The organism is Streptomyces sp. NPDC005266, from assembly GCF_040607655.1.
GTDB lineage: Bacteria > Actinomycetota > Actinomycetes > Streptomycetales > Streptomycetaceae > Streptomyces.
Map to the genome: position 1 here is coordinate 115,405 of NZ_JBEXHC010000022.1, position 20,976 is coordinate 136,380.

Consider the following 20,976-nt stretch of genomic DNA (forward strand, 5'->3'; position numbering starts at 1 on the left):
AGTCCAGCGAACCGGGGCCCGTACCTCGATGTCCGTGCACAGCCACTCGGCGGCCCAGTACCCGGCCGCCACCGCCGCGTTTGCCCAGGCTCAGCCGGCGGCGTCCGCGCCCGCGGAGCCGCCTGAGTACCCGCGCCATGTCGTCACCGCCGTGCTGGTCGCCCACGACGGCGCCCGCTGGCTGCCGGACGCGCTGTCCGGTCTGCTCGGCCAGGAGCGCCCCGTCCAGAACGTCATCGCCGCCGACACCGGAAGCGCCGATGACTCCGCCCGGCTGCTCACCGAGACCCTGGGCGAGGAGCGGGTGCTGCACCTGGCGCGCCGCAGCGGTTTCGGTACGGCCGTCGCCGAGGCGGTCCGCACCGCCCCGGTGCTGGGCCCCGAGGAGCTCACGTACCTCAAGCGTCCCAGCGGCTGGGACCCCGTCAACCGCACCTGGCGCGACAGCGCGTACGACATGCCGGAGCTTCCCTACGGCGAGCCGATCCAGTGGCTGTGGCTGCTGCACGACGACTGCGCGCCCGCGCCGGACGCGCTCGCCGAACTCCTGCGGGTCGCCGACGCCGAGCTGACCGCCAATCGGCAGGCCGCGATCATCGGCCCCAAGCTGCGCGGGTGGTACGACGGAAGGCAACTGCTCGAAGTCGGCGTCAGCATCGCCCGCAGCGGCCGCCGCTGGACCGGTCTTGAGCGGCGCGAACAGGACCAGGGCCAGCACGACCAGGTGCGCCCGGTGCTGTCGGTGTCGAGCGCCGGCATGCTGGTGCGCCGCGATGTGTGGGAGCAGCTGGGCGGCTTCGACCCGAAACTGCCCCTGATGCGCGACGACGTCGATCTGTGCTGGCGCGCCCAGGCGGCCGGCCATCAGGTGCTGGTCGCGCCGGACGCCGTACTGCGGCACGCGGAGGCGTCCGCGCGTGAGCGGCGGCCCATCGACTGCGTGGGGCGCTCGGTGGCCAGTCCGCACCGGGTCGACAAGGCGGGAGCGGTCTACACGCTGCTGGTCAACACCCGCGGCGCCCTGCTGCCGTATGTGATGCTGCGCCTCGTTCTCGGCACGCTGCTGCGCACCCTCGCCTATCTGGTGGGCAAGGTGCCGGGGCAGGCGCTGGACGAGGTCGCGGGTCTGTTCGGCACGCTGCTGCGGCCCGAGCGGATCCTCGCCGCGCGCAAACGCAGAGGCCGCCCCGCCGTGGAGGCGAGCGAACTGCGGCCGCTCTTCCCGCCGCCCGGCGCCACCGTAAGGGCGACGGTGGAGCAGGTCGCCAGCAATATCGGCGGCCGCTCCGAGCCCGAGCTGTCCTCCGGCGGGCGCCACGGAGCGGTGGAGTCCGGGCCCGGCGACGAGGACGCCGACTTCCTGGAGGTCGAGCAGTTCGCCCGGATCAAGCGGATCGCGCGCAAGCCGGGGCCGATGCTCTTCGCCCTCCTGCTGCTGGTGTCGCTGGTCGCCTGCCGGGACCTGCTCGGCAGCGGCGCGCTGGCGGGCGGCGATCTGCTGCCCGCGCCCGCCCATGTGTCCGATCTGTGGGCGAGCTATGTGGACGGCTGGCATCCGGTCGGCACCGGCGGAACGCAGACCGCGCCGCCCTATCTCGCCGCCCTCGCCGCGCTGTCGACGGTCTTCCTGGGCTCCACCGGCTTCACCCTGACCCTGCTGCTGGTCTGCTCGGTGCCGCTGGCCGGGTTCATCGCGTACTTCGCGTCCCGGCCGCTGGTGGAGTCCCGGCTGCTGCGCGCGTGGGGGAGCGTCGCGTACGCCTTCCTGCCGGCCGCGACCGGCGCGCTGGCGGGCGGACGTCTGGGCACCGCCGTGCTCGCCGTACTACTGCCGTTGACGGCCCGCGCGGCGGCGGCCGCCGGGGGCTTGCGGGCCGATGGGAGCACACGGCTCCCGGGCTGGCGCCCGGCGTGGGCGTATGCGTTGCTGCTCACGTTCACCATGGCCTTCACGCCGGTCGTCTGGCCGATAGCGCTCGTCCTGGGCGTCGGCGTGCTCGTGCTGCGTTACCGGCGAAGCGGCACCGAGCAGCTGGTGGGGTACGGACTGCGGTGCCTGATCGCGCTCGTCACCCCGGTCGTCGTCCTCGCCCCCTGGTCGCTCGGTCTCCTCACCGACCCCGCCCGCCTCTTCGAGGAGGCCGGGCTCGGCAAGGGCGCCGGTTCCGCCTCCGCCCTGGAACTGCTCGCGCTCAGCCCCGGCGGCCCCAAGGGCGGCGGCACGCTGTTGCTGCTCGGCTTCGTGTTGGCCGCGCTCGCCGCCCTGATGCGCGGCGAGCGCCGGCTGGCGGTCCGGACGGCCTGGGTCGTGGCGCTCACCGGCTTCCTCTTCGCGGCGCTCACGGCCGGCTCCGGCTGGGCCGGGCCCGCGACCCTCGTCTACGGCCTGGCGCTGCTGACCGCCGCCGTGGTCGGCGCCGAGGGCGCGCGCGAGCGCGTGGCCGCGCAGAGCTTCGGCTGGCGCCAGCCGGTGGCGCTGCTCATCGCGGTCGCTGCGGCGGCGGCCCCACTGGTCGCCGCCGTCAGCTGGATGGCGAGCGGGGCCGACGGGCCGGTCGAGCGGCGCGACCCCTCGCAGGTTCCGGCCTTCGTGGAGGCGGAGAGCGCCACCAAGGACCAGGCCCGCACCCTGGTGCTCGGCGGCGGCAGCACCGGCGCCCACGCCGAGTACGCCCTGGTGCGCGGCTCCGGCGCCCGGCTCGGCGACGGCGAACTCGCCGCGGCGGGCGGCGACGGCACCCGGCTCGACGACGTCGTGGCCCATCTGATCGCGGGCTCCGGCGCCGATCAGACCCGTCAGCTCGGCGGCTACGCGGTGCGCTATGTGTACGTCCGGAAGGGCGCGCCCCGCGAGACGGAGCGGGTGCTGAACGCGACGCCGGGGCTCACCCAGCTCAGCCGGGAGAACGGCGGGGTGCTGTGGCGGGTTGACCAGCGGGTCTCCCGGGTCTCGATCGTCCCGGCCGCGTCCGGGTCGGCGTCGGCGGGCGCCGCGGCCAAGCCGGTGCATGTGGCGTCCGGCCCCGTCGAGGCGCACACCACTGTCCCGGACGGCGCGGCGGGGCGGGTACTGCGCATCGCCGACCGGTCCGCCCCCGACTGGCAGGCCACGCTCGACGGCAAGCCGCTGAAGGCCACGACCGTCGACGGCTGGGCACAGGGCTTCGAGCTCCCGGCCGGCGGCGGCCGCTTGGACCTCACCTACGAGACCCCGATCGCCCACACCGCGTGGGTGTGGACGCAGGGGCTGCTCGCGGTCGTCCTGCTGGTGCTCGCGCTGCCGGGGCGCCGCCGCCATGTCGACGACGATCTGCCGGACGCGGCGGGCACCGCGGGCACCGCCGCGGCGACCATCACCGCCGAGGACCTGGCGGGCGACGGGCGCCGGGCGCGGCGGCTGCGGGCCGCCGCCGAGGCGCAGGCCGCGCAGGCCGAAGCGGACGCCGGGCAGACGCCGGGCACCGACACGGGCCCGGACCCGCACGACGCGGACGGTACGGGCGCGGGCATCCCCGGGCCGCCGTCCGAGCCGCCCATGGTGGCGGACCCGTACGCCGACCAGAGCGCCGGCGCCGATCCGTACGCGGCGGTGCCGCAGCAACAGCAGTACGGACAGCAGTGGGACCCGCAGACGTACGCCGACGACGGATACGGCCAGTACCCGGGCGGCGCCTACCAGGGCGAGCAGTACCAGGGCGGGGAGTACGCGGGCCAGTACCCCGGTGGGCAGTACCCGGCCGGTGACCACCAGGGCGGCTATCAAGGCACCGGCTATCCGGCCGGGTACCAGGACGGCCAGTACCCGGTGGACCCGTACGCCGGCGGGCAGTACGCCGATCCGTACGGCTACGACCAGCAGCGGCCCTACCCCGACGGCACGTACCCCCCGCAGGGCGACACGACGTACGGCGGCACCGACCCCGAGGACCGCCGCGACGGGAGCGAGCAGCAGCGATGAACCGCACCACCCTGTCCCTGATCGGCGCCGCCACGGCGCTGGCCGCCATCACCGGCGTGGCATCCCTGACCGCGGGTTCGCCGGACGACGCGGGCTCGGCGGCGAAGGCGGCCACCCGGCTGCCCGTCCAACGCTCCACGCTGCTGTGCCCGACACCGTCCTCCTCGGAAGTGAGCACCACCACCTACACCGCCTACACGCCCAAGCGGGACGGTGCGGGCGCAAAGAGCGGGACCGCCGAACTCCTGCCCGCTCAGAGCTCTGCTGACGAGACGTCGGGGACGGACGAGGGGGCCAAGGGCAAGAAGGGCGGCCAGGCGGCGCGGGGCGGGAACAAGCCCGTCCTGCCCCTCAAGGCGCCCGGCAAGCCCGTCACGACCGTCACGGACAGCTCCGGCGCCCCCGCGCTCATCGGCACCGCCGACGGCGCTCTGGCGCCCGGCTGGACCGTCCAGCAGACCACCAGGATCGACGCGGGCAGCGGACGCGGCCTCCTCGGCACGGCGTGCACGGCGCCCGACACCGACTTCTGGTTCCCCGGCGCCAGCACCGACCGGGACCGGCAGGACTTCGTCCATCTGACCAACCCGGACGACGGCGCGGCCGAGGTGGACCTCAAGCTGTACGGGACGGGCGGCCGGCTCAAGTCCGCGACCGACGAGTCGATCACGGTCCCGGGCCGCTCCACCGTCCCCGTGCTGCTCTCCACCCTCACCGACCAGCGGGCCGCCAACGTCTCGCTCCATGTGACGGCCCGCACCGGCAGGGTCGGCGCCGCCGTCCAGGCCGTCGACCAGAAGCTCGGCAGCGACTGGCTGCCCGCCTCCGCCGCGCCCTCGACCAGCGTCGCGCTCCCCGGGATCCCGGCCGACGCGACCTCGGCGCGGCTGGTCGTCTTCGCGCCCGGCTCCAACGACGCGGACCTCAAGGTGAGACTCGCCGGGCCGACCAGCTCCATCACCCCGGCCGGACATGAGTCGCTGCACGTCAAGAGCGGGATGAGCACCGCGATCGACCTCGGCGACGTAACCAAGGGCGAACCGGGCTCGCTGCTGCTCACCCCCGAGGGCGGCGAGGGCGCGGCCACGCCGGTGGTGGCGGCCCTCCGGGTCACCCGGGGCGAGGGCAGCGGCCAGGAGACGGCCTTCATCCCCGCCACCGGGCAGATCGAACGCAGCGCCACCGCGGCCGACAACCGCGCCAAGGGCTCGACGCTCTCCCTGGTGGCACCGGGCGCGACCGCGAAGGTTCGGGTCACCGCCTCGGCGGGCAGCGACGGCGGGAGCCCCGTCAGCAAGACCTATGAGGTCAAGGGCGGTACGAGCATGAGCGTGCCGGCGCCGCGCCCGGCCTCGGGCAAGGGCCGGTACGCGGTGACGGTCGAGCGGCTGTCGGGCGGCCCGGTGCACGCCTCCCGGATGCTGGCGCTGCCGCAGGGTGGGATCCCGATGTTCACCATCCAGCCGCTGCCGGACGACCGGGGCATGGTCGCGGTCCCCGAGGCGGGCCAGGACCTGTCCCTGCTCAGCGGCGACTGACCCGAGCGCCCCGGCCCGGCCCAAGGAGGCCGGGGCGCGCCGCGCTACTCCTGGCCGTACCGCGGGTCCACCGACTCCGGGGCGAGCCCCAGCAGCTCGGCGACCTGCTCGACCACGACCTCGTGCACCAGCAGCGCCCGCTCATCCCGGTTCTTCGCCCGGATTTCCACTGGGCGCCGGTAGATCACGATCCGGTCCGGGGTGTCCCCGCGGCCCGCGATGAAGCGGCCGAGCGGTACGGACTCGCCGTCCCATCCGTCCGGCCCGCCGTGCGCGTCCGGGCCGGTGGCGGCTCCGTGGCCCGACGTCGGCACCTCGAGCACGGTGAAGTCCACGCCCGACAGCTGTGGCCAGCGTCTCTCCAGCCGCTCGGCGGAGTCCTGGACGAGATCCACGAAGGACTCCGCACGGCTGATCGACAGCGGGACCTGGGGTGGCGCAACAGGGCCGCGCATACCGCGCCCGTGCCGATCGCGACGACGGGGGCGCGGCTCGGACTGGTGGGGTGGTACGGGCTTGGTCATCACTCACGAGGGTAGCTGTCGCCGGGCCACCGTCACGCGCTTACTGCACAGCCGTGGCCGATGTCGCCAAATGAACATTCCGGCCACTCTTGCGCTCATAAACGGACGTCTCTTGGGCAGCTTCCCTGGCCCAGGATGACGCCTCTCGGTTCGACTGCTGACCGAAATCTCCATCGGCGCTTTCCGTCCTTCGGGGAGTCCGTGCTGGTCAGCGGGGAAGTTCACGTATCGGGTGCACGGGGCGAACCAGGACGACACGGCGGAGTGAGCTGGTGGAGAGTCGTCGCGGCCCGCTCAAGAGTGCGGTACCGTCCAACGTCGTGAGCCCTGTACGTCGCTGTTCGCGCACCGCCTGCGGCCGCCCCGCCGTCGCGACGCTGACGTACGTCTACGCGGACTCGACCGCCGTTCTGGGGCCGCTCGCCACCTATGCCGAGCCGCACTGCTACGACCTGTGTTCGGAGCACTCGGAGCGGCTGACCGCCCCGCGCGGCTGGGAGGTCGTACGGCTCGCCATCGACGCCGGACCGGCGCGGCCCAGCAGCGACGATCTGGAAGCGCTTGCCAACGCCGTGCGCGAGGCCGCCCGCCCCCAGGAGCGCGCGGCCGGCGCAGCGGGAGGGCATGGATCCGGCCCGGGCCAGAACGGCCGTGAGGCCGACCCCCGCGAGGTCGCCCGCCGCGGCCATCTCCGTGTCCTGCGCTCCCCCGACTCCTGAGGCGACTTTCCCCCGATCACTTACTGCCGGGGCATTGACTGGAACTTGTCGGGGACACGACCATTCCTGCACCCCTGAGTCCTCCGTTTCCGCATCACGGATGTGATCTTCCAGGGATGGACCACGCCGGGAGGCCCGTGTGTTCGTGCAGCAGTTGGAGCCCGTCGCCGATTCACTCTCCCTGTCCGCCCTCGTCGCCGCCCTTCCCCTCGTCACCGTTCTCGTCCTGCTCGGCGGCGTGCGGATGCGCGCCCACTACGCGGGACCCCTCGGCCTCGCCGTCGCCGCCCTCGTCGCCTGGCTGCCGTACGGAATGCCCCTCGGCCAGACCCTGTCCAGCGCCGCGCAGGGGGCGCTCTTCGGCCTCTTCCCCATCATGTGGATCGTCGTCAACGCCCTGTGGGTGTACCGGATGACGGTCCGCACCGCACACTTCGACGTGCTGCGCCGCTCCTTCGGCCGGCTCTCCGACGATCCCCGCATCCAGGCCCTCGTCATCGCGTTCTGCTTCGGCGCGCTCCTGGAGGCGCTCGCAGGATTCGGCGCTCCGGTCGCCATCTGCTCGGTCATGCTCGTGGCGCTCGGCTTCGACCCGGTCCGCGCCGCCGTCGTCGCGCTCGTCGCCAACACCGCGCCCGTGGCCTTCGGTGCCATGGCCACGCCCGTCGTGACGCTCGCTCAGGTCACCGGGCTGCCGCTGCACTCCGTCGCCTCCGTCGTCGGACGGCAGACCCCGCTGCTGGCCCTCGTCGTCCCCCTGCTGCTGGTCGCGCTCGTCGACGGCCGGCGCGGGCTGCGCGAGACCTGGGTGCCCGCGCTCGCCTGCGGAGTGGCCTTCGCCGCCGCCCAGTTCGCGGTCTCCAATCACCTCTCCGTCCAGCTCGCCGACATCGCCGCGGCACTGATCGGCGCCGCCGCCCTCGTCGCCGTACCGGCCGCCCGGCGCCCCGCCGAGGAGCGGGTGCGCGCCGCCGTGCTCACCGGCGTCCGCAGCGACGACCTGGACCATGACGACCCGCCCCCCGAGGTGCTGCGCGCCTACGCCCCGTACGCGCTCATCGTCGCGGTCTTCTCCCTCGCCCAGGTCGGGCCGGTCAAGGAGCTCCTGGCCAAGGCCACCCGGACCTTCGACTGGCCGTTCCTGGCCGTCGCCGCCCCCGACGGGAAGCCGGTCGGCGCCAACGTCTTCACCCTCCCGCTGATCGTCACGGGCGGCACCCTGGTGCTGCTCGCGGGCGTCGCCACGGCCGCCGTACTACGGGTGTCCGTCCGCGACGCCCTCGGCGAGTGGGCGGCCACCGTGCGTGAGCTGCGCCATGCGATCCTCACGGTCACCTCGGTGCTCGCCCTCGCCTACGTCATGAACCTCTCCGGGCAGGCCGCAAGCATCGGCCACTTCGTCGCCGCGGCCGGTGCCGGACTCGCCTTCCTCTCCCCGGTGCTCGGCTGGTTCGGCGTCGCCGTCTCCGGCTCGGACACCTCCGCGAACGCCCTCTTCGGCGCCCTCCAGGTGACCGCCGCCCGCGAATCCGGCCTCTCACCCGAGCTGCTCGCCGCCGCCAACAGCTCCGGCGGCGTCCTCGGCAAGATGATCTCCCCGCAGAACCTCACGATCGCCTGCGCCGCGGTGGGCCTCAAGGGACGCGAGGGAGACCTGCTGCGCAAGGTGCTGCCATGGAGCCTCGCCCTGCTGCTGGTGATGTGTCTCATCGTGGTCGCGCAGTCGTCCTCCCTGCTCGGCTGGATGCTGCCGTGAACCCGCGCCGCGCGACGGGCCTCACAGTTGGCGCCCAGCCCGGGCGGGTAGGTTTTGAGGTGCGTAGACACATACCACCAGGACCTCCAGAAGGGGTTGGCTGTGCCCGACTTGTCGCAGATCGTGAAGGCGTACGACGTGCGTGGTGTGGTCCCGGACCAGTGGGACGAGCCGCTCTCGGAGCTGTTCGGCGCCGCCTTCGCCCGGGTGACCGGCGCGGACGCGATCGTCGTCGGCCATGACATGCGCCCCTCGTCACCCGGTCTCTCGCGGGCCTTCGCACGCGGGGCGGCCGCCCTCGGTGTGGACGTGACCGAGATCGGACTCTGCTCGACCGACCAGCTCTACTTCGCCAGCGGACACCTCGGCCTGCCCGGCGCCATGTTCACCGCCAGCCACAACCCCGCGCAGTACAACGGCATCAAGATGTGCCGCGCGGGCGCCGCCCCCGTCGGCCAGGACAGCGGCCTCGCCGACATCCGAGCCCTGGTCGAGGAGTGGTCCGAATCCGGCGCCCCCGAGCCCGCGGCCACCTCCGGCACCATCACCCAGCGGGACACCCTCGCCGACTACGCCGCCCATCTGCGCTCGCTCGTGGGTCTCACCGACATCCGGCCCCTCAAGGTCGTCGTGGACGCGGGCAACGGCATGGGCGGCCACACCGTCCCGACCGTCTTCGAGGGGCTCCCCGTCGACCTGGACCCCCTCTACTTCGAGCTGGACGGCACCTTCCCCAACCACGAGGCCAACCCCCTCGACCCCAAGAACATCGTCGACCTCCAGGCCCGCGTCCGCGAGACCGGAGCCGACATCGGCATCGCCTTCGACGGCGACGCCGACCGCTGCTTCGTCGTCGACGAACGCGGCGAGCCGGTGCCCCCCTCCGCCATCACCGCCCTGGTAGCCGCCCGCGAACTGGCCAAGCACCCCGGCGGCACGGTCATCCACAACTGCATCACTTCCTGGTCTGTCCCCGAGGTCGTCAAGGAGAACGGCGGCACCCCCGTCCGCACCCGCGTGGGCCACTCCTTCATCAAGGCCGAGATGGCCCGCACCGGCGCCATCTTCGGCGGCGAGCACTCCGCGCACTACTACTTCCGCGACTTCTGGAACGCCGACACCGGCATGCTGGCCGCCCTGCACGTCCTCGCCGCCCTCGGCGGCCAGGACGGTCCGCTCTCCCAGCTGGTCGAGCAGTACGACCGCTACGCCGCCTCCGGCGAGATCAACAGCACCGTCGACGACCAGACCGGACGCATGCAGGCCGTCAAGGCGGCGTACGAGGGCCGCAAGGCCGAGGGCATCGAACTGGACGAGTTGGACGGCCTCACGGTCACCAGCGCCGACTGGTGGTTCAACCTCCGCCCCTCCAACACCGAACCACTCCTGCGCCTGAACGTGGAGGCACGCGACGCCGAGACGGTGGCCAGGATCCGCGACGAGGTCCTCGCCACGGTCCGCGCCTGACAACAGGGGTGCGGGGAGCGATCAAGGCCGGACGCCCACCTCAGCCTCTTCCCCGGCACGCCTTTCGGGCGTGTCCTCAAACGCCGGACGGGCTGGAATGCGGTCTGAGCCGGAAACGCACCGCGGGCCGGAACCGCCAGGCCGGGGGCGGACGGGAGGGGGCGGGGGTGCTCCCGCGCCCGGCCGTCGCCCACGGGCCGAGCCAGGCCGGATCGCGGGCCGGGACCAGCGAGCCGCAGGTGGGGACGGACGAGAGGGGTTGGGTGTGTTCCCACCCCCAACCGCCCACGCGGCTGAGCCGGACCGCATCGTGGGCCGGGACCACCGGGCCGCCGGGCCGGGGCGGACGGGAGGGGGCGTGGTGCTCCCACCCCCACCCCCACCCCCACCCCCGCCCACGCGGCTGAGCCGGATCGCATCGTGGGCCGGGGCCAGCGGGCCGGAGGCCGGGGGCGGACGGGAGGGGGCGGGGGTGCTCCCACCCCCACCCCCGCCCACGGGGCTGAGCTGGATCGCATCGTGGGCCGGGGCCGCCGGGCCGCCGGGCCGGGGGTGGACGGGAGGGGGCGGGGGTGCAGGGGTGGGGGTCCTGGACGCTGACGTGTATTTGTGGCGCCAATCTCCGGCCCACCCCACGCTTCCGGCCAACGGCGCCGTAAATATACGGTCCAGGGCCCCCGCCCCGGAGGCCCCGCCCCCGGCACCCACACGGCGCGCCCCCGGCACCCACACCCGCCGAAGCCACCCGCACCTGGGGAAGCCACCGGCACCTGGGGAAGCCACCGGCACCTGGCGAAGCCACCCACACCAGCCGAAGCCACCCGCACCCGGCGAAGCCACCCGCACCCGGCACCGGTACGCCCCCAAGCCCCCGCAGTCCGCAGAGCCACCCGCACCCCGACCGCCCCCGGCGGTACGCTGACCACGCCGGAGTCATGTCCGGTCGGACCCATACCCGAAGGGACACCCCATGCCGCTCGAACCCGGTCTTCTGGAGATCCTCGCCTGTCCGGCGTGCCACGCCCCGCTGCGCGACGAGCAGACCCCGGAGACCCCCGAGCTGGTGTGCACGGGCGAGGGGTGCGGCCTCGCGTACCCCGTCCGGGACGGCATCCCGGTGCTGCTTGTCGACGAGGCGCGTCGCCCCTCCTGACCGGCGCCCTCGCGCGAATGGCGAACCGCGAACCGCGACCGCGAACCGCCCCACCACGGCGATCGGAGGCCGAAGCACCATGCTCGACGAATCCCTCCTCGACGCCCCTGAGGCCCTGGCCCGCGCCGATACCCGCGGGCTGCTGCGCGGAGCCGCGGAATCCGGTGCCCGGGTCCGTACCGCCGCCCGGCACGCGGCCGAGGCGGGTATAGCCGATCTCAAGCCGGACGGGCGGCCGCGGGCCGTCTTGGTCGCGGGCCCGGGGGCGGCCGGGAGCTGCACGGCGGATCTGCTGGGCGCGCTCGGCGGCGGCAACTGCCCGGTCAGCCTGATCCCGCCCGCGGGCGTCGCACCCGCGCCGGGCGCGCTGCGCTGGGCTCTGCCCGGCTGGGCGGGCCCGTCGGATCTGCTGGTCATCGTGACGCCGGACGGTACGGAGCCGGGGCTTCCGCTCCTGGCCGAGCAGGCGTACCGCCGGGGCTGCACGATCGTCGCGGTCGCCCCGGGAAGCTCGCCGCTGACCGGCGCGGTCGCTCAGGCGCGCGGTCTGCTGGTCCCGCTGGCCACGGCCCCGAACGGAGCGGGGGCACCGTACGGGACAGGCCCGCACACCGCCCATCCGTACACAGCCCAGCGGCCGACACCCGCGGACGCCGCCACCGACCCCGACACCGAGGGCACCCTGGACGAGCCCTCCGCCCTCCACGAGGCGGCCCCGCCCACCCCCCAGCACATCGAACCGCCCGGCACCGCGCCCGACGAGGTGACCGACCCGGCCCTGCCCGGCACGCTCTGGGCCCTGCTCACGCCACTGCTGATGCTCGTCGACCGGATCGGCCTGGTCTCCGCGCCGCCCACCGCGCTGCAGCAGGTGGCCGACCGGCTCGACCAGGTGGCCGAGCGCTGCGGCCCGGCCATCGCCACGTACACCAACCCCGCGAAGACGCTCGCGGCCGAGCTCGCCGAGTCGCTTCCACTGCTGTGGACCGAGGGTGCGGTCGCGGCGGCGGTGGGGCGGCGTTCCGCGGGGCTGCTCGCGGCGCTCGCCGGGCGTCCCGCGCTGGTCTCCGAGCTCCCCGGGGCGCTCGCCACCCACGGCACGCTGCTGACGGGGGCGTTCGCGGGCGGGGCGGACCCGGATGATTTCTTCCGTGACCGGGTGGAGGAGCCTGAGGCGCTACGGGCCCGGATCGTGCTGCTTCATGAGGAGCCGGTGGGCCCGCTCTCGGCCGTGCCGACGGCCCGGGAGCTGGCGCTCGCTCATGACACGGCGTTCAGCGAGCTGGAACCGACCGAGGGCACCAGCCCCCTGGAGGGCGCGGCGGAGCTTCTCGCCATCACGGATTTCGCCGCTGTTTACCTCGCGCTTGCTTCGGCGGATAGAACATGAGCCCGTAGACCGCAGACGCTCAAACGGCAGACGCTCTAACGGCAGACGCTCGTCCACCGTCCGCGAACGCAGACGCTCCCGTCCGTACAGTCAGGAAACCGCACCGCATGGACCGCCTCGTCAACACCGTGCGCCCCTACGCCTGGGGCTCCACCACCGCCATCCCCGAGCTGCTGGGTGTCCGGCCGACCGGTGAGCCGCAGGCCGAGATGTGGATGGGGGCGCACCCCGGGGCACCGTCCCGGGTCGACCGGGGCGAGGGCGCCGTCGCGCTCTCCGAAGTGATCGCCGCCGATCCCGAGCGCGAGCTCGGTCCGCGGGCCGTACGCCACTTCGGACCGCGGCTGCCGTTCCTGTTGAAGGTGCTGGCCGCCGCGTCGCCACTGTCGCTGCAGGTGCACCCGGACCTGGACCAGGCGAAGAAGGGGTTCGCGGACGAGGAGGGGCGCGGCGTTCCGGCCGACGCCCCGCACCGTAACTACAAGGACGCCAACCACAAGCCCGAGCTGATATGCGCGCTCACGCCGTTCGACGGGCTGTGCGGCTTCCGCGACCCGGACGAGGCCGCCGGGCTGCTGGCGGCCCTTGAGGTGGACTCGCTCAAGCCGTACGTCGACATCCTGCACGCGCATCCCGAGTCGCACGCCCTGCGCGAGGTACTGACCGCGGTCCTGACGGCGGACCCCGAGCCCATGGCCGAGACCGTGCATCAGGCCGCTGCCGCCGCCGAACGGCTCGGCGCGCTCGACGGCCCGTACGCCCCGGCGTACGCGGCGTACGCCTCCATCGCACGGCACTACCCGGGCGACCCCGGAGTGATCGCGGCGATGCTGCTCAACTTCGTCACGCTGCAGCCCGGTGAGGCGCTCTACCTGGGCGCCGGCGTCCCGCATGCCTACCTCGACGGGCTGGGTGTCGAGATCATGGCCAACTCCGACAACGTGCTGCGCTGCGGTCTGACCCCCAAGCATGTGGACGTCCCCGAGCTGCTGCGCGTCGTCCGCTTCGAGTCCGAGGCGCCCGCCGTACTACGGCCGGAGGCGGACGCCTCCGGGGAGGAGCTCTACGCCACCCCGATCGATGAGTTCCGGCTCTCGCGCTACGTGCTGGCCGAGGGCGCCGCACCGCGCACGCTGCCCTCCGCCACCCCGCAGATCCTGCTGTGCGCCTCGGGCGCGGTCGCGCTGCGCGGCGCCGGGGACGACGGTGGGGTACTGCGGCTGGCCCGCGGGGAGTCGGCCTTCGTACCAGCGGGCGAGGACGTCGAGGTGACCGGTGAGGGCACGGTGTTCAGGGCCACATTGGTCGCCTGACGTACGGCCCGTTCGAACCGCTGGAACCGGGCTGGAACAATGACCCGCCGTGCGCGGTAAAGCACAAGCAAAGCTGCCAGCAAGCGGAAGGGACATCCGGCACATATGAGTGCATCAGGCGGAACCAAGGCGATCGTTGCCGCACTGGGCGCGAACCTGGCCATCGCCGCGGCCAAGTTCGTGGCGTTCGCCTTCAGCGGCTCCTCGTCGATGCTCGCCGAGGGCGTGCACTCGCTGGCCGACTCCGGCAACCAGGGGCTGCTGCTGCTCGGCGGCAAGAAGGCCCAGCGCGACGCGACCCCTCAGCACCCCTTCGGCTACGGCCGTGAGCGCTATATCTACGGCTTCCTCGTCTCCATCGTGCTGTTCACCATCGGTGGCGTCTTCGCGCTCTACGAGGGCTACGAGAAGATCAAGCACCCGCATGAGCTGGAGCACTGGTACTGGCCGGTCGGTGTGCTGGTCTTCGCGATCATTGCCGAGGGCTTCTCGTTCCGGACGGCCATCAAGGAGTCCAACGAGATCCGCGGCAAGCTGAGCTGGCCGCAGTTCGTCCGCCGGGCCAAGGCCCCCGAGCTGCCCGTCGTCCTCCTGGAGGACTTCGGCGCCCTCGTCGGCCTGGTGCTCGCGCTCGGCGGCGTCGGCCTGGCGCTGCTGACCGGAAACGGCGTCTGGGACGGCATCGGCACCGTCTGCATCGGTGTGCTGCTGGTGGTGATCGCGCTGGTGCTGGCGTCGGAGACGAAGTCGCTGCTGCTGGGCGAGGCGGCGGACGCGGAGCAGGTCGCCAAGATCCGTGAGGCCCTCGTGGACGGCGAGACGGTCACCGATCTCATCCACATGCGGACGCTCCACCTCGGCCCCGAGGAGCTGCTGGTCGCCGCCAAGGTCGCGGTGCAGCACGACGACACGGCGGCGGAGGTCGCCCGCGCGATCGACGCGGCGGAGTCGCGGATCCGCGAGGCGGTGCCGATCGCCCGGGTGATCTACCTGGAGCCGGACATCCTCCGGACGTCCTCCTCGGCCTGATGCGAAGCCGGCGTCGGCTCCTCGCTCCGCACAGTCGGAGGCGAGGGGCCGACGCCGTCTCGGGGGCATGCTCGGCCGGGCCATCTTCACGGGCCGGACGTCCGCCTGCGGCCCATACCCCCTGCGGCTCCGCCGCGGGGGCTCGGCAGACCTCCGCCGCGGGGGCTCGGCAGACCTCCGCCGCGGGGGCTCGGCAGACCTCCGCCGTGAGGGCTCGGCAGACCTCCGCCGCGGGGGCTCGGCAGACCTCCGCCGTGAGGGCTCGGCAGACCTCCGCGGCGCTGGTGCCGCGGAGAGCCGCATCCGACGTCGTGGGCTGACCCCCTGACCGCCGCCCTGACGGGCGCTAAGCGGATGCGGTGAAGTTCGCCGCTGATCCCTCGCCGTTCGGCCTGGCCGAGGGCTTGGACGCCAAGAAGGATCAGCACTTGACTTCGCCGTAACCGCTTAGGCGATCTCGCCCAGTACCCGCAGGATCCCCGCCGTGTCCTCGGCGTTCAGCAGCCGCTCCCGGAACTCGGCGGACATCAGCTTGCGCGACAGCAGCGCCAGGATCCGCAGATGCTCATCGCCCGAGGCGGCCTCCGGCACCGAGATCATGAAGATCAGCCGCGCCTTGGTCCCGTCCGGCGCGCCCCACTCGATGCCCTCGGCGGAACGTGCGAAGCCGACGACCGGGGCGGTCACCGCGTCCGTCTTGGCGTGCGGAATCGCGATCTCCTCGCCCAGCCCGGTGGTGCCCAGGTCCTCCCGGGCGAGCGCGGCCCGCACCAGCTCCGCCGCGTCCGCGACCTTGCCGGTCGTGGCCAGGAGCTCGGCCATCTCCCGGATGGCGGCGTCCTTGTCGGCCGACGCCAGCTGCTCCTTGACGGTCTGCCCGGTGAGATGACCGGACAGCACCTCGCCCGGCCCGGCCGCGCCCTCGGCGTCGGCCGCGCCCTTGGCGTCGGCCTCGGCGTCGGCGTCGGACTCAGCCTCGGCCTCGGCCCCGATCCCGTTCGCGCGGACGGTCGTCGCGACGGCAGCCTCTGCCCCGGCCTCGGGCGCCGTCCCGGTCGCGGTCCCGCCCTCAGCCGCGGCGGCGGGCTTGGTCGCGCCCTCGGATACGGAGGCGGCCCCCGCCTCCGCGCCCTCGGGTACGGAGGCGGCCCCCGCCTCGGCTTCGCGCGCCGTCCCGGCCCCCGTCCCGGGAGTGGCCGTACGCCTCGCCGTCGGCGCGGCCGCGGCCCCGCCAGGGCCGCGGCCCGCGTCACCGTCCGTACCCGCGCCGCGAAGCGCCGGCGCACCCGCACCCGCCCCGCCGCTCGCCACTCCGGCCAGGGCCGGCTCGGGCGCGGGGGCGGGCACAGAGCCCGCTCCCGCGCCCGCCCCCGCCAAAGCCGCCCCCGCCCCCGCGCCCGAGCCGGCCGGGGTCTCGCCACGGCCACCGCCGGCCGACATCAGCGCGACCGTCACCAGCCCTGTCACCGCCGTACCGACGACCACGGCGACGAAGAACATCGGCACGCCGTTGACCGCCCCGAGCACGGCGACGATCGGCCCGCCGTGCGGCACGCTGTCCTCGACCGACGCCAGCCCCGCTATCGCACCGGCGACCGCGCCGCCGAGCATGTTCGCCGGGATGACCCGGGCCGGGCGCGCCGCGGCGAACGGAATCGCACCCTCGGTGATCCCGAAGAAGCCCATGAACAGAGCCGCTAGCCCGGTCTCCCGCTCCTGCTCGTCGAACATCCGGCGGCGGATGAGCGTGGCCAGCCCCTGGCCCAGCGGCGGGACCGGAATGGCCGCCGCGCACGCCCCCATGACCTCCGGGTTCTTGGACACCAACCCGGCGCCGAAGAGGAACGCCGTCTTGTTGACCGGACCGCCCATGTCGAAGGCGATCATCAGCCCGAGGACGATGCCGAGCAGCGCCGCACTGGTGCCGGTCAGTCCGCCGAGCCAGTCGGTGAGGTGCTCGAACACCCAGGAGATGGGCTTGCCGAGCACTGAGATGAAGAAGAGACCGAGAGCCGAGGTCGCCACGATCGGGATCACGATGATCGGCATGATCGGCTGCACGAACTTCGGGACCTTGATCTTCTTGATCCCCAGGACCAGATAGCCGGCCAGGAAGCCGGTGACGATCGCGCCGATGAACCCGGCGCCCGCCTCGCTGTCGTACAGCTCGCCATGGGCCGCGATCCAGCCGCCCACCATGCCGGGCACCAACGCGGGCCGGTCGGCGATCGCGTAGGCAATATAGCCGGACAGCGCCGGGATCATCAGCTGGAAGCCGATGCTGCCGATGTCGTTGACCGTCTTCCAGAAGGAGCCGTCGGGGATGACGATTCCCTTGGACGTCGTATCGCCCCCCAGGGCGAGCGAGACGGCGATCAGCAGACCGCCGACCACGACGAACGGGATCATGTACGAGACGCCGTTCATGAGCGCCTTATAGGTGACGCTGCGCCCCTTACCGCCGCCTCTGCCGCCACCGGAGACCGCCGCGGCGGCGCCCCGGCCGGAGTCGCCGTCGCCCTCGTACACCGGCGCGCCCCGCACCTGCTCGATCAGCCGCTCGGGGTGGTGGATGCCCTCGGCGACCCCGACGACAAGCACCTTCTTGCCGAGGAACCGGCTGCGGTCGACGTCCTTGTCGGCGGCGATGATGATGCCGTCGGCCTGCCTGACATCGTTGTCAGACAGCACATTCTCAGCCCCGATCGAGCCTTGTGTCTCCACCTTCATGCTGTGGCCGAGCGACTCCGCGGCCTGGGAGAGCTTCTCGGCGGCCATATAGGTGTGAGCGATCCCTGTGGGACAGGCGGTCACCGCGAGCAGCTTGAGCACGGCTCCGGGCCCGGCTTCGATCCCGGCTCCGCCGGCCCCGGCACCACCCGGGGATTCGGCTGGACTGGTCATGTGGTTCTCCTTACAACGCGTTGAGCGGGCGCGGGAGTGTGCAAGCGTCCCCGCGCTCGCGGCATCCTGCAATAGATGCGGCATCCTGCGATAGATGTGGACGGGATCAAAGCGACCGGTACCAGGAGCCGGCACACCGTCTCGTCCTGCGCTCGCGCCCGATCGCGGCCGAAGAGGGCCCATCCGGGCTGGGGCTCACTGCGCCGATCGGTGTAGATTCGTGACCGAGCCAGACGTCGCTGCTGATGGCGGTCGGGCGGTCCGCCCCGTGGACCGGCCGAGGGAGAGAGGGCCCCGGACGGACTGCGCAGTGCGAGGACGGGACAGGTGCGCCCGCCGGCCGGTATGTATCCGCTGGCCGGTATGACCTGCTCCGTTTGAATCGCATGCCCAGCCGAAACCACTCTCGCTCGCAACACGATCGATGAGGAGCAGCACCCATGACGACAGCCGTCTCCGGCCAGGACTTCAAGGTCGCGGACCTCTCCCTGGCCGCCTTCGGCCGCAAGGAGATCACCCTCGCCGAGCACGAGATGCCCGGCCTGATGGCGATCCGTAAGGAGTTCGCCGCTTCGCAGCCGCTGGCCGGCGCTCGTATCACCGGCTCGCTGCACATGACGGTGCAGACCGCGGTCCTGATCGAGACCCTGGTCTCCCTCGGTGCCCAGGTCCGGTGGGCGTCCTGCAACATCTTCTCCACCCAGGACCACGCGGCCGCGGCGATCGCCGTCGGCCCGAACGGCACCCCGGAGAACCCGCAGGGCACCCCGGTCTTCGCCTGGAAGGGCGAGACCCTCGAGGAGTACTGGTGGTGCACGGAGCAGGCGCTGACCTGGCCGGGCACCGCCACCGGCGGACCGAACATGATTCTGGACGACGGTGGCGACGCCACCCTCCTCGTCCACAAGGGTGTCGAGTACGAGAAGGCCGGTGCCGCCCCTGACGTCGCCACCGCCGAGAACGACGAGCACCGCGTCATCCTCGAGCTGCTGAACCGCACCATCGCGGAGAACCCGCGGAAGTGGACGCAGCTGGCCTCCGAGATCCGCGGGGTCACCGAGGAGACCACCACCGGCGTCCACCGCCTCTACGAGATGCAGCGGGACGGCTCGCTGCTCTTCCCGGCGATCAACGTCAATGACGCGGTGACCAAGTCGAAGTTCGACAACAAGTACGGCTGCCGCCACTCACTGATCGACGGCATCAACCGCGCCACCGACGTGCTGATCGGCGGCAAGGTCGCGGTCGTCTGCGGCTACGGCGACGTGGGCAAGGGCTGTGCCGAGTCGCTTCGCGGCCAGGGCGCCCGGGTCATCGTCACCGAGATCGACCCGATCTGCGCGCTCCAGGCGGCGATGGACGGCTACCAGGTCGCCACCCTTGAGGACGTGGTGGACACCGCCGACATCTTCATCACCACGACCGGCAACAAGGACATCATCCTGGCCGCCGACATGGCCAAGATGAAGCACCAGGCGATCGTCGGAAACATCGGCCACTTCGACAACGAGATCGACATGGCCGGTCTCGCCGCCATCCCGGGCATCGTGAAGGACGAGGTCAAGCCGCAGGTCCACACCTGGACCTTCCCCGACGGCAAGAAGATCATCGTGCTCTCCGAGGGCCGACTGCTGAACCTGGGCAACGCCACCGGTCATCCGTCGTTCGTGATGTCCAACTCGTTCGCGAACCAGACCATCGCGCAGATCGAGCTCTTCACCAAGCCGGAGTCCTATCCGACGGACGTCTATGTGCTCCCCAAGCACCTGGACGAGAAGGTCGCCCGGCTGCACCTGGACGCCCTCGGCGCCAAGCTGACGACGCTCCGGCCGGAGCAGGCGGCGTACATCGGCGTCCCGGCCGAGGGCCCGTACAAGCCCGACCACTACCGCTACTGATCGCATCGGCGCCGCCGGCCCCACCGGCCGGCGGCGCGGGTAACCGTCCTCGGCCCGTGCGGGCCAAGGACCCCGGGCCCGTCCGCGCCACCCGGCCGGGCGGGCCTCAGCTCGTCAAGGACCTCACCATGCCCCGCGGCCGCTACTCCCTACACGACCCGCATGATCACGCCCCGCTCGGTGAAGAGCACTTCCAGTGCGCGCCCGGCCCCAACGGATGGCGCTATGTCGCGCAGCGCACCGCCCCCTCGGGCGACCACGCGGGGTCAGTGGACCTCACCCTCGATGAGCTGGGCCGCCCCATCCGCGTCGAGCTGCACGCCGCGAGCTGGCGCGTCCGTGGCGCCGCGCTCGAGGGTGTGACCTGGGTGCGTACGGACCCCTCCGGGCAACACGCGACCGAGGGCAACGTCCGCGCCCACTCCTTCACCGGCGCCTCCCCGGCCTTTCTCGTCGCCGTCTCCCGTCTGCTGCGACTGGAGCCGGGGGCTCCCGCCACCCGGGTCCGGCTCGTCGCCTTCACCGATCCGGTGCTGGCACCCCGCACCCTGGATCAGTCCTGGGCACTTCTTGACAGAACGGTGCATACCACCGAGACTGGACAGCTCGCCGTGGACGAATACCAGGTCAGCGAGCTGGACACCGGCGAGCGGCATGCGATCCACATCGCGGGTGACGTGGTGCTCGCCGCCCCCGGCATCGAGCTGGAGGAGCTGGAAAGCCCGCCGTCGTCCTTCGCGACGTGAGGGAAGTGCGGCCTCGTCGCGCCGGACCCTCGATCGATCGAGGGTCTTGCTTGACAGAACCGGACATACCGTCCATAGTGGACAGTCGCTGTGGATGGGTGCCGGCCCAGTGGGCAGGCACCGGAAGAGCGGGCCGTCGCCCCGCGTGGCGCGATGTGCGTCCGGCCTCTCCGTCCTGCTACGGTGTACACCTTCCCGGCCACCCCTTGACAGGGGGTGTGTGGGGAGGTAGATTTTAACGGTTGGGGATGAGCAGCAGATGCTCATCGACAGCCGTTGGTATCCAGCATCGCTCGGTTGTGAACGTCGTGAATCGAATTCCAACCGGAGCATTTTGACCCCCGTGGACAGTCGCGAAGCCGATTAGGTTCGGCAGGTGCGGGTCTGCTAAAGTCGAAAACACGCCGAAAGGCAAGGCCCTCCAAGCGGCCACCAGAAATGGTATTCGAACCGGAAACGGAACGGAAAACGGATCTGGTAAGGTTGGAAACACCGAAGGGAAGCGCCCGGAGAAACCGGTGAAACGGTTTCGAAGGAAGCGTCCGTTCCTTGAGAACTCAACAGCGTGCCAAAAGTCAACG

14 protein-coding genes are annotated in these 20,976 nt (G+C 72.5%); 11 read left to right on the top strand and 3 right to left on the bottom strand.

Going from position 1 to position 20,976, the window contains the following annotated elements:
• Positions 1-28 precede the first annotated feature (28 nt).
• Positions 29-3,958, top strand: coding sequence for a glycosyltransferase family 2 protein (locus ABZU99_RS29350; protein WP_356050343.1), 3,930 nt, complete (start codon positions 29-31; stop codon positions 3,956-3,958).
• Positions 3,955-5,496 carry a DUF5719 family protein gene (locus tag ABZU99_RS29355; RefSeq protein ID WP_356050344.1) on the top strand — a complete coding sequence of 514 codons (1,542 nt, stop codon included), beginning with the start codon at positions 3,955-3,957 and terminating at the stop codon, positions 5,494-5,496. The genes ABZU99_RS29350 and ABZU99_RS29355 overlap by 4 nt, the downstream gene beginning before the upstream one ends.
• A 44-nt stretch (positions 5,497-5,540) precedes the next feature.
• Here ABZU99_RS29355 and ABZU99_RS29360 read toward each other — a convergent pair whose 3' ends face one another.
• Positions 5,541-5,951, bottom strand: coding sequence for a metallopeptidase family protein (locus tag ABZU99_RS29360; RefSeq protein ID WP_355955091.1), 411 nt, complete (start codon positions 5,949-5,951; stop codon positions 5,541-5,543).
• Between the two features lie 341 nt (positions 5,952-6,292).
• Between ABZU99_RS29360 and ABZU99_RS29365 the strand changes: the two genes are divergently transcribed.
• The 7 genes from ABZU99_RS29365 to ABZU99_RS29395 all read left to right on the top strand — a co-directional run bounded on the left by ABZU99_RS29365 (position 6,293) and on the right by ABZU99_RS29395 (position 14,847).
• Positions 6,293-6,739, top strand: coding sequence for a DUF3499 domain-containing protein (locus ABZU99_RS29365; protein WP_355955085.1), 447 nt, complete (start codon positions 6,293-6,295; stop codon positions 6,737-6,739).
• A gap of 139 nt (positions 6,740-6,878) precedes the next feature.
• Entirely contained in the window at positions 6,879-8,495 is a 1,617-nt protein-coding gene (locus ABZU99_RS29370; protein WP_356050345.1) for an L-lactate permease, read from the top strand.
• 102 nt (positions 8,496-8,597) lie between these two features.
• Positions 8,598-9,962, top strand: a complete 1,365-nt coding sequence (locus tag ABZU99_RS29375; RefSeq protein WP_356050346.1) for a phosphomannomutase/phosphoglucomutase — start codon at positions 8,598-8,600, stop codon at positions 9,960-9,962.
• Positions 9,963-10,932: 970 nt separating this feature from the next.
• Positions 10,933-11,115: a Trm112 family protein gene (locus ABZU99_RS29380; protein WP_355955178.1), complete on the top strand. Its 183-nt coding sequence runs from the start codon at positions 10,933-10,935 to the stop codon at positions 11,113-11,115.
• A gap of 79 nt (positions 11,116-11,194) precedes the next feature.
• Entirely contained in the window at positions 11,195-12,505 is a 1,311-nt protein-coding gene (locus ABZU99_RS29385; RefSeq protein WP_356050347.1) for an SIS domain-containing protein, read from the top strand.
• A gap of 107 nt (positions 12,506-12,612) precedes the next feature.
• Complete coding sequence (gene manA / locus ABZU99_RS29390) at positions 12,613-13,818, top strand: mannose-6-phosphate isomerase, class I (protein ID WP_356050348.1); 1,206 nt, start codon at positions 12,613-12,615, stop codon at positions 13,816-13,818.
• A gap of 105 nt (positions 13,819-13,923) precedes the next feature.
• Positions 13,924-14,847, top strand: coding sequence for a cation diffusion facilitator family transporter (locus ABZU99_RS29395; RefSeq protein ID WP_355955184.1), 924 nt, complete (start codon positions 13,924-13,926; stop codon positions 14,845-14,847).
• A 447-nt stretch (positions 14,848-15,294) separates the two neighbouring features.
• Here ABZU99_RS29395 and ABZU99_RS29400 read toward each other — a convergent pair whose 3' ends face one another.
• Positions 15,295-17,751 (bottom strand): fructose-specific PTS transporter subunit EIIC, encoded by a 2,457-nt coding sequence (locus ABZU99_RS29400; protein ID WP_356050349.1) that lies wholly within the window; start codon positions 17,749-17,751, stop codon positions 15,295-15,297.
• 440 nt (positions 17,752-18,191) lie between these two features.
• Here ABZU99_RS29400 and ahcY point away from each other — a divergent pair, with 440 nt between their 5' ends.
• Together ahcY and ABZU99_RS29410 are read left to right on the top strand one after the other, a co-directional pair.
• Positions 18,192-19,649 (top strand): adenosylhomocysteinase, encoded by a 1,458-nt coding sequence (gene ahcY, locus ABZU99_RS29405; protein ID WP_356050350.1) that lies wholly within the window; start codon positions 18,192-18,194, stop codon positions 19,647-19,649.
• Between the two features lie 128 nt (positions 19,650-19,777).
• Entirely contained in the window at positions 19,778-20,395 is a 618-nt protein-coding gene (locus ABZU99_RS29410) for a hypothetical protein (RefSeq protein WP_355955190.1), read from the top strand.
• A 235-nt stretch (positions 20,396-20,630) separates the two neighbouring features.
• On the opposite strand, the gene ABZU99_RS29415 is transcribed toward ABZU99_RS29410, so the two are convergent.
• Positions 20,631-20,976, bottom strand: a 346-nt coding sequence (locus tag ABZU99_RS29415; protein ID WP_356228050.1) for a hypothetical protein, incomplete at its 5' end; no start/stop codon positions are given.